Genomic DNA, 13,767 nt, shown 5'->3' on the forward strand with positions numbered 1-13,767 from the left:
GCCGGCGGCGGGCGGATTGGCAGGTAATATCCGACTTCGCCCACTCCAGAGAAGCAATTCCCGAATGCCGATAGATGTAGAAGAAAAGCCCATGTACGCCGTCGTGGCGGCCGTTCAACTGCCCAGCGTCAGCGACGTCGAGTTCGAGGCCTCGCTCACCGAGTTGCGCGAACTGGCCAAAACGCTGGGTATCAAGGTGGTCCGCACCTTCGTCCAGAAACGCGCCAGTTTCGATACGACGGCCTACCTCGGGGTTGGCAAGCGGCAGGAAATCCACCACTACGTGAATCACGAAGCCGATTTCGCCGAGCTGGATGGCGCGGCACCCGGCATGCCCAAGGCCGGTTTTCTCGAGATCGGGGCGATCCTCGTCGACCACGAGATCTCGCCGTCGCAGGCGCGCAATCTGGAGAAGGACGTCGGTTGCGAGGTGATGGACCGGACCATGGTCATCCTCGAAATTTTTCACCGCAACGCGCGCTCCCGTGCCGCCAAGGCCCAGGTCGAAATCGCCCGCCTCGGCTACATGGCGCCGCGCCTGCGTGAGGCGGCCAAACTGGCCGGGCCGCAAGGCCGGCAGCGTAGCGGCGTCGGCGGCCGTGGGGCCGGCGAGTCGCACACCGAACTGGATAAACGCAAGATCCGCGACCGGATCGCCGAACTGCAACAGGAAATCATCGCGATGGATGCCGAGCGCCAGACCCAGCGCGCCCGCCGGCAAGGTCGCCAGGAACACGCCAGCGTCGCCCTGGTCGGCTACACCAATGCCGGCAAATCCACGCTGATGCGCGCCCTGACCGGCAGCGAGGTGCTGGTCGCCAACAAGCTGTTCGCCACCCTCGACACCACGGTGCGCGCCCTCCACCCGGAAAGCGTGCCGCGCGTGCTGGTCAGCGACACCGTCGGCTTCATCAAGAACCTGCCGCACGGCCTGGTCGCCTCGTTCAAATCGACGCTCGACGAGGCGCTGGATGCCTCGCTGCTGCTGCACGTCATCGACGCCAGCGATCCCGGCTTCGAACGCCAGCTCGAAGTGACCGACGAAGTGCTGGCCGAAATCGACGCCGATGCCGTGCCGCGCCTGCGCATCTTCAACAAGATCGACCACGTCGGCGATGAAGCGGCCCAGGCCGCATGCACGGCGGCCCTGCGCGATAAATATCCGGACTGCATCGTGATGAGCGCCCGCCGGCCGGACGAGGTCGCCAGCCTCCGCCAGACCATCGTCGCTTTTTTTCAGAAGGATCTGGTCGAGGACGAACTCTTCCTGTCCTGGTCGGCGCAGCAACTGCGCGGCGAGATCTACGCCAGTTGCGAAGTGCTGGAAGAACGCGCCGATGAGGACGGCGCCTTTTTCCGCGTGCGGTGCGAGGGCAGCGTCCTGCAGCGGCTGCGCGAACAGTTCGCGCCGCTGCGCTGAGTTCGGGGCGCCCGGGAGCAGGCGCCTGCTCTTGGGTGCGATGGCGTACAGACGGCGCGGCAGGCAATGCTTAGGTTGTGCTTTCATCCGCCTTTCGCGGATTTCTCAAGAGAGCCGACATGGACGAGCAGCGCCGTCACGTAACAGGATTCCCGGTCTGTCGGGACGCCGCCGAATGCCGGGCGGCCCTGGCTTCGGTGGGTGAGTGCCGCGCCATCGCCGGGATGCTTTCACGTGATTGAAATCCGCAAAGGTCAGGCGCCGGCACTGCTTCCGCGAGAGCAATTCAGTGTCCGTTTCCGTGCGGCCTATGTCGATCCGGCGTTTCGTGACGAAGACGGCTCGATTGCCCGTCTCGAAGAGATCGCCTGGCAGATCTATCAGGTTGGCCGCAAGTCGCCCTTTACCCGTAAGGCGGGGCCGGGTTATGCCGATCCGGACTACGAACTGTCCACCGAATGGCTGGCCACGAAAGAGCGCATCGAGCAGGCGCAGCGCCGGTGGTCGGAGACGGCGACGCCATCGCGGGTCTTGCTGGTCTGCGGCTCGGCCCGCAATGACGGCACCTGTCCGGGCGAGATGTCGAAGTCCTTCCGGTTGCTCGGACTGGCGAGCGAAGTTCTGACGCAGGCCGGAATCGATGTGGATGTCCTCGACCTCAGCCTGCTGACCTCTGAATACGGGCGGCACATCTACTCGTGCAAGGGCTGCGTGTCGACCGCCATGCCGCTCTGCCATTGGCCGTGCAGCTGCTACCCGAACCACACGCTCAATCAGACCAACGACTGGATGGCGGAAATCTACGAGCGGTGGACCGCCGCCCATGCCGTGATCATCGTCACCCCGGTTTATTGGTACCAGAGCCCCGGCCCCTTGAAGCTGATGATCGACCGGCTGGTTTGCGCCGACGGCGGCAATCCCGACCCGACTGCGACTTCCGGCAAGACGGCGAGCCTGGCCAAGGCCCTCGAGATGGCCGGCTGGGACTACCCGAAACACCTCGCCGGGCGGGCTTACGGGCTGGTCGTTCACGGCGACGTGGCCGGCGTCGAAGGCTCCCGCCGTGCGCTGTCGGACTGGCTCGACTGGATGGGCTTGATCGATGCCGGGGTAGAGGCCCGGCTCGACCGCTATATCGGCTATTACGCGCCGTATGCGACTAGCCACGAAGCACTCGACCAGGATGCCGCGGTGCAGGAAGAAACGCGCAATGTCGCACGGGCCGTCGCCAAGGCCGTGCAGGAACTGCGGGCCGGCCGCCTGCAGGCGGTGCAGCCGGTCTTGTCGCGGCCGCGACCGAAATAGGTGAATCGATGCGCCCGATCCCGATCCGGCTGTTGGCCGGCGCACTTTCGCCGGACGAGGCTCGGCGATGAAAAAATTCCCGATCGTCTGCATCGGCGGTTCGGCCGGCGGCCTCGATGCCTATATCCGTCTGTTGCAGAACCTCCCCGCCGACATGGGGGTGGCCATCGTCATCGTCAATCACATCACCCAAGTGCCGACGCAACTTCACGAGGTTCTGCCGCGCTTCACGACGATGCCGGTGGATCTGATTACCGAAGAGTTGCTGATCGAGCCGAATCGCGTGTTCATCATCCCGGCCAACCGCGATTTGCATGTTGCCGACGGCGTTTTCCGGCTCAAGCCCATCTCCAAGCCGCGCGGCTGGCCTGACGTGATCACGGTGTTTCTCCGTTCGCTGACCGACTGCTGGGACGGCAAGCTGATCGCGGTCATCGTCTCCGGCTACGATGGCGACGGCGCCGCCGCACTGTGCGGCATTCAGGACGCCGGCGGCATCACCATCGCGCAGAAACTGGCAACGGCAAGCCAGCCGGACATGCCGGAGAGTGCAATTGACACGGGTTGCATCGATTTCGTGCTGTCGCCGGAAAAAATCGCCGAGCAAATCGTCCGAATCGCCAACGCCGAAGTCTAGCGGCGGCGACCGCCGGCCCGCGCGCGGTTGATTGTGCCGCGCTGAAACCGGCCAATTTTCCGAATGTTGGCTCTACACTGGGTGGCGGATCGCGGCCCGGGGCCGAAGATCCGCTGCCATCCAGGTCCGACCGACAATATTCTGAAAATGCCAATTACCACTGCCAGCCACCGGCCGTCCGACGGTCCGGACGTCTTCCGATCACCTTATCGCGGCCGTTTCGCCCCGTCGCCGACCGGCCCGCTGCATTTCGGTTCGCTGATCGCCGCCGTCGGCAGCTATCTCGACGCGCGCAGCCAGGGCGGTGAATGGCTGGTCCGCATGGAAGACATCGATACGCCGCGCAACGTGCCGGGCGCGGCCGAGCAAATCCTCGTCACGCTGGAAGCTTTCGGCTTCGAGTGGGATGGCCCGGTGCTCTGGCAAAGCCGGCGCCGCGAGGCTTACCAGGCGGCGCTGGAAAGCCTGAAAGCGGCCGGGCTGGTTTATGGCTGTGCCTGTTCGCGCAAGGAAATCGCCGATTCGGCCGGGCGCCCGGCGATTGACGGCGGCCTGGCCTACCCGGGGCTTTGCCGCACTGGCCTGCCGCCCGGGCGGGCGGCGCGGGCCTGGCGGTTGCGGGTCGATGACCAGGAAATCGCGTTCACCGATCGGCTGCAGGGCCGGATCAGCCAGCACCTCGAACGCGACGTCGGCGATTTCGTGCTGCGCCGCGCCGACGGTCTGTTCGCCTATCAACTGGCGGTGACCGTGGACGATCATTTCCAGGGTATTTCCGATATCGTGCGCGGCGCCGATCTGCTGGCTTCGACGCCGCGCCAGATCTGGTTGCAGCGTTGCCTAGGTTTTGCCGAGCCGCGCTATGCCCACTTGCCGGTGGCGAGCAATGCGGCCGGCGAGAAGCTCTCCAAGCAGACCCTGGCGCCCGCGCTGGCGACCGACCGGGCGGCCGCCGAACTGGTCGCCGCCTTGCGCTTTCTCGGTCAGGCGGCGCCGGCCGAGCTGGCCCGTGCGCCGCTCGCCGAGGTTTGGGCCTGGGCCCGTGCCAACTGGTCCTTTGCCGCCATCCCGCGGCAGGCCGCTATTCCTCTATCGGATCCGGGCTGACGCCCGGCGTTTCTTCGTCGGCCCGCCAGTGTTTTGGTCCGTAGCCGGTGAGACCGACCAGAACGCGGACCAGGCCGTAACTCAGCCAACGCATGAAGTGGGAGTGCCAGGGCTGGCGGCTCAGATCGTCGCGGCGGATTTCGCGGCTGCCGGAGGCCAGTGCCGCCTTGATGCTGGCTTGCAGCTGGCCGGCGAAAACGGCATCGTCGATAACCAGATTGGCTTCCTTGGCGAGCAGCAGGCTGAACGGGTCGATGTTGGAAGAGCCGACGGTGGCCCACTGGCCGTCGATCACCGCGACCTTGGCGTGCATGAAGCTTTTTTCGTACTCGAAGATCCGGATGCCCTGCTCGAGCGCTACGGCATAGAGCGCCTGGGTGGCATATTGGAGCATCGGGTGGTCGGTCTTGCCCTGGGTCAGAATGGTGATGGCGACGCCGCGCCGGGCGGCGGCCTGCAGCGCGAGACCGAAGCGGACGCCGGGCAGGAAGTAGGCGTTGGCGATCAGTATCTCGTGTTGCGCCGTGGCGATGGCTTCCATGTAGGCATGCACGATGTCGTTGCGGTGCCGGATATTGTCGCGGATCAGGAAGGCGGCCGATTGCGAGCCGCTGACCTCGGCCGGCGGCAGCAGCGGCGGATCGAGCCGGAAACGGCGCTTGAAATTGACCCAGGCGACGATTTCCCACATCCGGCGAACCGCATGGTGCATCGGGCGCAAGATCGGGCCCTCGATGTGCACGGCGTAGTCGTAGCGCGGCCGCATCTCTTCCGGCGCGTTGTCGTCGTCGATGATGTTGATGCCGCCGACAAAGGCGATCCGCGCGTCGATCACCACCAGCTTGCGATGCAGACGGCGCAGCCTGTGGCGGCGCATGTGAAAGCGGCCGATTTCCGGCCGGTAGAGCATGGCGCGGACGCCGGCGGCGGTCAGCCGCGGCAGGAAGTCGGCGGTGAAATTCCGCGCCCCGAAGCCGTCGACCGTGACATTGACCTGGACGCCGCGCTCCGCAGCCCGGCAGAGTGCCGCGGCGACTTCGTGGCCGACCGGGTCGGCGGCGAATATATAGCTTTCGAGGAAAATTTCGAGCGCCGCCGCGTCGATGGCGGCGAGCAGGGCAGGGAAGTACTCCGCCCCCGAGTTGAGCAGCGTCAGTCGGTTGCCCGGCAGGAATTCAGGCGACATCTCGCGTCAGATGGGCCGATAGTGCGGCGTGGTCGGAGATGGCGGACCACGGCTCGCCGAAATGCACCTCGGTGCGCTCTACCCCGAAGCCGCGTACATAGATCCGGTCGAGCCGGAACATCGGCCGCGCCGCCGGAAAACTGCACACCGGCCGCCCGGCCCCGTGGCTGAATACTTCGCTCAGGCCGAGGCGCTGGGCCAGCTGGACGTCGGCCCGGTTGTGCCAGTCGTTGAAGTCGCCGGCGATGATCAACGGCGCATCCGGCTCGGCCATGTCCTCAAGGTATTTGGCCAGGGCGCCCATCTGCTTGCGCCGGGAATAGCCGAACAGCGACAGATGGACACAGACGCAATGCGCCGCGGGACCATTCGGCAAGTCGATCCGGCAATGCAGCAGGCCGCGTTTTTCGAACTTCAGGTGCGTCACGTCCTGATTGTGCGAGTGCAGGATCGGAAAGCGCGAGAGGATCGCGTTGCCGTGGTGGCCATGGTCGTAGATCATGTTGCGGCCATAGGCCGAGGCCTGCCAGATATCCTCGGCGAGAAATTCGTGCTGCGCTTCGGCCGGCCAGTTTTTGTGGGTTTCGGCATGACCGATATGCAACCCCTGGACTTCCTGCAGAAAGACGATGTCGGGATTGAGATGGCGCAGCCGCTCGCGCAACTCATGCACCATCATCTTCCGGTTGAACTGCGAAAAGCCTTTGTGGATGTTGTACGTGGTGACGTGCAGGGCGGGTTGGGTCATCGCCGGCTCAGGAGATTTCCAGCATGCGGTCGAGGGCCAGCTTGGCCAGCTTGGCCTCATGTTCCGGTACCTTGATCTGATTGACGATCTTGCCCTCGGCCAGATTCTCCAGCGTCCACGCCAGATGCTGCGGATCGATGCGCTGCATCGTCGAGCACATGCAGATGGTGGTGGCCATGAACTGGACGATCTTGTCTTGCGGCAAAACTTCTTTTGCCAGCCGGTCGACCAGGTTCAGCTCGGTGCCGACCAGCCAGCGCGTACCTGCCGGCGCTTCCTTGATGGTCTTAACGATGTGTTCGGTCGAGCCGACGTAGTCGGCGGCGGCGCAGACTTCGAAATTGCATTCTGGGTGGGCGATCACCCTGCCCTCCGGGTACTTGGCGCGGAAGGCGTCGATCTGCGACTTCTGGAACATCTGGTGCACCGAGCAGTGGCCCTTCCACAGCAGGATCTTCGCCTTCTTGATCTGCGCCGGGGTCAGTCCGCCGAGTTCGAGGTCGGGGTCCCAGACCACCATCTCGTCCATCGGAATGCCCATGTTGTGGCCGGTCCATCGGCCGAGATGCTGGTCGGGGAAGAACAGCACTTTCGGACGACGCTCGAAGGCCCATTTGGCGATGGTGCCGGCGTTCGACGAGGTGCAGACGATGCCGCCGTGCTCGCCGCAGAATGCTTTCAGGTCGGCCGCCGAGTTGATGTAGGTGACCGGCGTCACTTCTTCCTCGGCATTTAGCACCGAGTTCAGTTCGCGCCAGCAGCGTTCGACTTTGGCCAGGTTGGCCATGTCGGCCATCGAACAGCCGGCGGCGAGGTCGGGCAGGATGGCGACCTGGTGCGGCGCGGTCATGATGTCGGCGACTTCGGCCATGAAATGCACGCCGCAGAAGATCACGTATTCTGAATCGGTCTGCGCGGCGAGCTTCGAGAGCTTCAGCGAATCGCCAGTCAGGTCGGCATATTGGTAGATGTCGGCGCGCTGGTAATGGTGGCAGAGGATGACCGCCTTCTTGCCGAGCTTGGCGCGGGCAACGCGGATGTGTTCCTGGCAGGCTTCGTCGGAGAGGTTGTTGAAGGGAGCGAATACGAGGGGCTGATCGGCTTGCATTGGATTCTTTTCGAAGGTTAAGCTGCCAGACTGACGGCGCCTAGGACAGACAACATGCTTGGAGAAAGATTCTATCATCGCTGTTTCGCTGCCCTGCTGCTGGTCTCCGGACTGAGTGTCCAGGCGGCCGACCCGGCGGTCGAGGCCGGCCTCGATGAAACGGCGATCCGGCCGCCGCCGCGCTCGATCAACGACATTACGCGGATGCTCGCCGACTATCGGCAGAACGACGATCTGCTGCGCCAATTGCGCGCCACGGCCGAGGCGCCGGTGCCGCAAAGCACCGAGCGCAAGGGGCTGTTCGACTTCTACTGGCGGCGTGGTCAGGCGGCCGGCGAACTGGGCCAGGTGCAACAGCAGATCGACGATCTGACGTTGGCCGTGCGCTACGGGCAAAGCGGCGACCCGGAATTTTCCCGCGCCATGCGCGGCTTGGCACAAGCCGAGCGCCTGGGCGGCAATTTCCTCTCGGCGCAGCGCTATGCCGAGGAAGCGCTCAAACATATCCCGCAGAATAATCAGGGGCAATTGATCGGTGCCTATGGGCAGATGGTGGGCATGGCATCGCAGCTCGGCGATTTCGAGATGGCGAAACAGAACCTGGACAAGCTGGAAGCAACGCTCAATACGCTCCGGAGCGGCAAGAATTGGGCGAGCCGCTCGCATTTCTGGCTGAGTTCCTACGAGAAGGCGCGCGGCGAGAACTTCGCGATGGCCGGCAAGCTGGTCGAGGCGGCTGCCGCTTATCGCAAGAGCCAGCGCGAAAACCAGTTGGCCTTGGCCGATTTGCCGGCCTTGCGGGCGGCCGGGCGCGACGCGCCGACACCGGAAGTGTTGCAGCAATCGGCGGAAGGTCTGGAGCGCAGCCTGGCGCAGGTCCTGCTCAATCAGGGCAGGCTGGTCGAGGCCGAGGCCATGGCGCGCTCGGCGATCGAGCACACGCTGAAGCGGGCCGGTCGCTCGTCGCCCGACGTGGCGCGCGGTCTCCGCGTACTGGCCGGGATCATCGCCGAGCAGGGGCGTTATGCCGAATCGGCAAAACTCTCCGAGGCCGCGCTCGATACCGTACTGGCCAGCGGTGCGGCGCCGCATTCGCTGAGCGTGCTCGGCGCCTTGCGCGCCAACCTGGCGGCCCAGGTGGCGCTGGGCAACGACGCCAAGGGGCTGGCCATCTACGAGCGCATCCGCCAGGTGGCCGAGCATGCGCCGGAGTTGTCGGCGCAGGTGCTGCGCGGCGATCTAGATGTCGTCCAGGCCTATCTGCGCACCGGCAAGCCCGAGGCGGCCGAGCGCATGGCGGCCGAGATGCTCGAGCGGACGCGCAAGCAGATGGGCGAAAAAGCCCTGCGTACCTCCGAAATCCGTGCCTTCCACGCCATGGCGCTGGCCGATCAGGGCAACCGGGGGGCAGCCCTGACGGCTTTCCGCCAGGCCTTGCCGGTGCTGGTCGAGCGCCTGCGCAGCGACAGCGAGGCGGAAACCGGCAGCATGCGCCGGCAGCAGCGCCTGATCGGCATTCTCGAACGCTACATCCGCCTGCTCGCCGAGATGCAGGGCACGGCCAGCTTGCCCAGCGGCTTCGATGCCGCCAACGAGGCTTTCGTGATGGCCGATCTGGCGCGTGGCAGTTCGGTGCAACGGGCGCTGACCCGCAGCGCGGCGCGCGCTGCCATCAGCGATCCCGATCTCGCCCAGCTGGCGCGCGAGGAGCAGGATGCCCAGCGCCGCAGCAATTCCCTCAACGATCTGCTCAGCCAGTTGCTGTCGGCCTCGCCCGAGCAGCAACTGCCGGTCATCCAGGCCAAGATCCGGGCCGATATCGAGGGGCTCAAACAGACCCGGGAACGGCTGAAGAAGGAAATCGGCCAGCGTTTCCCGGAATATGCCCGGCTGGTCGATCCGCCGCCGGTCAACATGGCGGATGTGAGCAAAATGCTGCATCCGGGCGAAGTGATGCTGTCCTGGTATTTCGGCCAACGCGGCGCGCATGCTTGGGCGATTACCGCCGACGGGCGTAGTCGCTTTGTTGCGCTGCCGACCGATCGCGCCACCATGGCGGCCGCCGTCGTCCAGTTGCGCCGGGCGCTCGATGCCGAGGCGCCGACCGTCGAGCAGATTCCAGCCTTCGATACGCTGCTGGCGCATCGTCTCTATCAGGACCTGTTCGGGCCGGTCGCCGAGTTGTTGCAGGGCGCGACGACATTGCTCGCCGTGCCGCACGGCGAGCTTGGCCAACTGCCACTCTCCCTGCTGGTGACGGCGGCCACGCCGCAGCCGGTCAAGGGCGGCGTGATTTTTTCGAGCTATCGTCAGGTGCCCTGGCTGTTGCGCCAGATGGCGGTGGCGCAACTGCCCTCGGTGACTGCCTTGGCCAGCCTGCGCCGCTCGCGCCCCGGGGCGGCCGACCGGCTGCCGTTCATCGGCTTCGGCGATCCGTATTTCAGCGCGGAGCAGGCGAGCGAAGCCGACAAAGTGGCGGCCAAAAAAGCCTCCACGGTGCAGGTGGCGACGCGCGGCCTGCCGTTGCACCGGCGCAACGTGCCGCATACCCAGGCGGTCGACTCGGCCGAACTGGCCCTTTTGCCGCGCCTGCCGGATACGGCGCAGGAAATCCGCGAAATCGCCAAGGCGCTCGGGGCAGATCCCGTGCGCGATATTTTCCTCAACCAGCAGGCCAGCGAAAAAACGGTTTTTGCCGCCAACCTGGCCAACCGCCGGGTCGTCATGTTTGCCACGCACGGTCTGGTGCCGGGCGAGTTGAACGGCCTGAGCCAGCCGGCGCTGGCCTTGAGCGCGCCAGGTGTCAGTGGTGGTTCCGGCGATGGCCTGCTGACCCAGGAGGAAATCCTCTCGCTCAAGCTCAATGCCGACTGGGTCGTCCTCTCGGCCTGCAATACTGCGGCCGGTGAGGGCTCGGGCAGCGAAGCGGTGTCCGGCCTCGGGCGTGCCTTTTTCTATGCCGGCGCACGCGCCTTGCTGGTTTCCAACTGGCCGGTCGAGACCGAAGCGGCGCGCGGCCTGATGACCGACCTGTTCCGCCGGCAGTCGGCTGACGCCGCGCTGGGCAAGGCGGAGGCGCTGCGCCAGGCGATGCTCGGCATGGTGGACGGCCCCGGCAAGGTTGATGGCAAGACGGGCAAGCCGCTTTTCAGCTATGCTCATCCCCTGTTCTGGGCGCCGTTTGTGCTCGTAGGCGATTGAAAGGAAAAGGGAATGTCAAAAATAAAGATGATCGGTCTCGGTCTGGCAGGCTTTCTGTGTGCGCTGTCGGCAGACGCGGTGACCCTGATCAAGGCCGACGAGGCGAAGTTGCCGCCGGCCGCCGGCGTCATTGCGACGCGCGGCATCACGCGCGGCCCGGCGATCAAGGTGCTGACGCCGGACCTCGCCAGCCTGAGTTCGCCCTTCGATCTGAAAGTCAGTTTTGAGGCGCGCGGCGGCGCCAAAATCGATCCGGCCGCGACCAAGGTCATCTATCTCAAGGCCAAGCCGGTCGACCTGCTGCCCAGGGTCAAATCCGCCTTGAGTGAAAACGGGCTCGATCTGCCCGGCGCCGAAACGCCGCCTGGCGAGCACCAGATCCAGATCATCGTGCAGGACAGCGAAGGCCGCAGCAGCCAGGTCGTGCTGACCTTGAACGTGGTCAAGTAAATGAAGTGTCCGTACTGCGCGTCGGAAATCGCCGACGAGGCGCTGGTTTGCGCCGTCTGTCGCCGTGATCTTTTCCTGGTCAAGCCATTGCTTGAGCGCATCGCCGATCTTGAAGCGCAGCTGGCCGGGCGGCCGGTGCCGGACGAGCCGCTGGCGGCCGATGCTGACGACGTGGCTGGTGCGCCGGAGGCGCTGCCGGTGGCCGCGCCGCAGTATTCCCTGCGGCTGGCGCTGCTCTGCCTGCTGCTACCGCTTCTCCTTTTACTGTTCGGCCACTGGCTGATGGTTTTCATCTATGACGCCAAGGTGCTCTACCTGCGGGTCTTTGCCTTGCTGCTGCCCTTGCCCTTCGGTTTTGTTTTTGCCCGGGCCAGCCGGCTGTCTCTCCTTTCCGGTGTGCTGCTCGCCTTTGGCGTCGCGCTGCTCGCCGTGTTCGGGATGAGTGCGATCACCGCACAGATCGATCAGGTGCCGCTCTGGCCGCAGGGCGCGGTGGAGATTCGCGAATTCATCGAGTTTGCGGCGAGCATTGGTCTCAGCTTTATCACCGGCCTCTGGCTGTATCGCTGGGCCGAGCAGCGTATCCTGCAGAAGCAGGTTGTGCTCAACCGTCTGCGCGCCGCCGGTGTGGGCGGCCTGGGGAATGGCGGACTGACTGAATCGCTGACGCGCTGGAGTGATTTTGGTAGTGCCGCAGTCGCGCTATGCACGACTGCGATGTCGATTTATACCGGCCTGAAGGGGCTGGCCGGCTGATTGCCCGGGCTCAGCCCTGCATCCACGGCAGGCCGGCGTGGCGCCAGCCACCGATGTTGTTGCGCTGGCCGTTGGCATCCTTGTCGCCTTCGAAGCCTTCGAGGATGTTGTAGCTGTTGGCGTAACCGGCTTCGGTTGCAGCCGTTGCCGCGGCGACCGAACGGACGCCGCTGCGGCAGAGAAAGAGCACGGCCGCTTCCGGATCGACCTGGCGCTGCAGTTCGGCGAGAAAGTTCGGATTGCGGATGCCGCCGGGATACTGGTTCCATTCGATTTCGACGGCGCCCGGTACGCGGCCAACCCAGTCCTGCTCGGCGCGTGTCCGGACATCGACGAGCCGGGCACCGGGGGCGAGGCGGAGCAGGTCAAAAGCTTCCTGCGGCGTCAGTTCGCCGTTGTAGGCGCGCCCCAGAGCCTGGCTGCGGGCCTGGGCCAGGGTAAGGATCTCGGTTAACTTTCCCATAATGAATGGCTGCTAGAATCGTGGCCCGACAGTATAGGGCAGACAACATGGAACACGGACAACCCCCGCAAACACAGGCCTCGCCGGCCGATCGGGCGGTCGAGGCGCAACGCGCCACCTGGGTCAGCGTCGCAGTCAATCTGGTGATGACCGTGGTGCAGTTGCTGGTCGGCTGGCTGGCCCACTCGCAATCGCTGGTCGCGCACGGGCTGCATTCGTTCTCCGATCTGCTGTCGGATTTCCTGGTGATCTACGCCAGCCGGGAGAGTGCCCATCCGGCCGACCAGTCGCATCCCTACGGCCATGCCCGCGTCGAAACCGCAGCCACGCTGCTCCTCGGCGTATCGCTCAGCTTGATCGGCGGCGGGATCCTGTGGGAATCCGGCATGCGTCTGCAGCACATCGAGGCGCTGCCGGCGGTCGAGTTTTCGGCCTTCTGGGTGGCGGTGGCGACCGTCGTTTCCAAGGAGGTGCTCTATCGCTACCTGATCAAGGTCGCCGAACGGCTGCGTTCCCAACTGATGATCGCCAATGCCCTGCATACACGGGCCGATGCCGCTTCGGCACTGGTCGTCGTGGTCGGTATCGGTGGCGCGCTGCTCGGCTGGTCGTTTCTCGACCTGCTGGCGGCGGCGCTGATGGGTTTCATGATCCTGCGCATGGGCGCCGGTTTGGCCTGGGGGGCGATCAAGGAGCTGATCGATACCGGGCTGGACGAGGCGCAGGTCGACGCCATCCGCCTGAGCTTGCTGGCGACGCCCGGCGTGCGCGGCTTGCATGAGCTGCGGACGCGGCGCATGGCGCATCAGGCACTGGTCGATGCACATGTCCAGGTCGATGCCCGGATCAGCGTTTCGGAAGGCCACCGCATTGCCGAATCGGCGCGCGCCAGGGTTTTGCGCGAGCACCCCGAGGTCCTCGATGTGCTGGTCCATATCGACCCGGAAGATGATTTCGACCCCGACCAGATGGTGGTCCGCCTGCCATCCCGCGAAGTTTTGTTGCAGGAATTGAAACCGCTGCTCGCCGAGTTGCCCGAGCCGGAAAAGATCGTGCTGCATTACCTGGGCGGCGGTGTCGAAGTCGAGGTGTTTCTCGGTCACGCCTTTTTCGAAAACGGCGAGGTCTTGCGCCGGGCTGAGTCGGTGGTCGCCGCCCGTCTGCACGAACACCCGACAATCCGTGCGGTGTCCTTGAATTGCATGATTGCACCAATATAGTGCGCATTGTTATTGTTGGCACAAACTTGGTGCGTTAATTTCTTGCTTAAACCCTGTATCTCCTTGTGGCAAAATACAAAGTCTAGCTGCCGGACTTTGGCACGCTTTCTGCTAATTTCCCCGCGTTGAAATTTTTTATTGGCGCCGGATCAACCGGCACCCTGTT

Annotated in this window: 12 protein-coding genes; 8 read left to right on the forward strand and 4 right to left on the reverse strand. The window is 64.8% G+C overall.

What is annotated here, in order from left to right; genetic code table 11:
* Positions 1-64: 64 nt before the first annotated feature.
* From hflX to gluQRS, 4 genes are all read left to right on the forward strand, one after another.
* A complete protein-coding gene (gene hflX / locus ACLIKD_RS21215; protein WP_428826608.1) occupies positions 65-1,420 on the forward strand; it encodes a GTPase HflX in 1,356 nt (451 codons plus the stop codon).
* 234 nt (positions 1,421-1,654) lie between these two features.
* On the forward strand, positions 1,655-2,725 hold the full coding sequence (locus ACLIKD_RS21220; RefSeq protein WP_428826609.1) for a flavodoxin family protein: 1,071 nt from the start codon (positions 1,655-1,657) through the stop codon (positions 2,723-2,725).
* Positions 2,726-2,792: 67 nt separating this feature from the next.
* Positions 2,793-3,362, forward strand: a complete 570-nt coding sequence (locus ACLIKD_RS21225; protein ID WP_428826610.1) for a chemotaxis protein CheB — start codon at positions 2,793-2,795, stop codon at positions 3,360-3,362.
* 147 nt (positions 3,363-3,509) lie between these two features.
* Positions 3,510-4,469 carry a tRNA glutamyl-Q(34) synthetase GluQRS gene (gene gluQRS, locus ACLIKD_RS21230; RefSeq protein WP_428826611.1) on the forward strand — a complete coding sequence of 320 codons (960 nt, stop codon included), beginning with the start codon at positions 3,510-3,512 and terminating at the stop codon, positions 4,467-4,469.
* Here the strand turns inward: gluQRS and clsB are convergent.
* The 3 genes from clsB to nadA are packed head-to-tail and all read right to left on the reverse strand — an operon-like array spanning position 4,444 to position 7,511.
* Positions 4,444-5,655: a cardiolipin synthase ClsB gene (clsB, locus tag ACLIKD_RS21235; protein ID WP_428826612.1), complete on the reverse strand. Its 1,212-nt coding sequence runs from the start codon at positions 5,653-5,655 to the stop codon at positions 4,444-4,446. The two genes, gluQRS and clsB, sit on opposite strands and share 26 nt — an antisense overlap.
* Complete coding sequence (locus tag ACLIKD_RS21240) at positions 5,645-6,403, reverse strand: endonuclease/exonuclease/phosphatase family protein (RefSeq protein ID WP_428826613.1); 759 nt, start codon at positions 6,401-6,403, stop codon at positions 5,645-5,647. Before ACLIKD_RS21240 ends, clsB begins: the two co-directional genes overlap by 11 nt.
* Positions 6,404-6,410: 7 nt before the next feature.
* Positions 6,411-7,511: a quinolinate synthase NadA gene (gene nadA, locus ACLIKD_RS21245; protein WP_428826614.1), complete on the reverse strand. Its 1,101-nt coding sequence runs from the start codon at positions 7,509-7,511 to the stop codon at positions 6,411-6,413.
* 54 nt (positions 7,512-7,565) lie between these two features.
* On the opposite strand from nadA, the gene ACLIKD_RS21250 reads away from it, so the two are divergent.
* Genes ACLIKD_RS21250 through ACLIKD_RS21260 form a run of 3 tightly spaced genes read left to right on the forward strand, consistent with a single transcriptional unit; the run spans position 7,566 to position 11,918 of the window.
* Positions 7,566-10,712: a CHAT domain-containing protein gene (locus ACLIKD_RS21250; RefSeq protein WP_428826615.1), complete on the forward strand. Its 3,147-nt coding sequence runs from the start codon at positions 7,566-7,568 to the stop codon at positions 10,710-10,712.
* Between the two features lie 12 nt (positions 10,713-10,724).
* The gene (locus ACLIKD_RS21255) at positions 10,725-11,162 is read left to right on the forward strand and encodes a hypothetical protein (RefSeq protein WP_428826616.1); all 438 of its coding nucleotides are present in this window, start codon (positions 10,725-10,727) and stop codon (positions 11,160-11,162) included.
* Positions 11,163-11,918, forward strand: a complete 756-nt coding sequence (locus ACLIKD_RS21260) for a hypothetical protein (RefSeq protein ID WP_428826617.1) — start codon at positions 11,163-11,165, stop codon at positions 11,916-11,918.
* Positions 11,919-11,928: 10 nt separating this feature from the next.
* Here the strand turns inward: ACLIKD_RS21260 and ACLIKD_RS21265 are convergent, their stop codons facing one another.
* Entirely contained in the window at positions 11,929-12,381 is a 453-nt protein-coding gene (locus ACLIKD_RS21265) for a rhodanese-like domain-containing protein (protein ID WP_428826618.1), read from the reverse strand.
* Positions 12,382-12,428: 47 nt separating this feature from the next.
* Between ACLIKD_RS21265 and ACLIKD_RS21270 the strand changes: the two genes are divergently transcribed.
* Positions 12,429-13,601, forward strand: coding sequence for a cation diffusion facilitator family transporter (locus ACLIKD_RS21270; RefSeq protein WP_226418254.1), 1,173 nt, complete (start codon positions 12,429-12,431; stop codon positions 13,599-13,601).
* Positions 13,602-13,767: the final 166 nt, after the last annotated feature.

Source organism: Azonexus sp. IMCC34842 (assembly GCF_050368855.1).
GTDB lineage: Bacteria > Pseudomonadota > Gammaproteobacteria > Burkholderiales > Rhodocyclaceae > Azonexus > Azonexus denitrificans_A.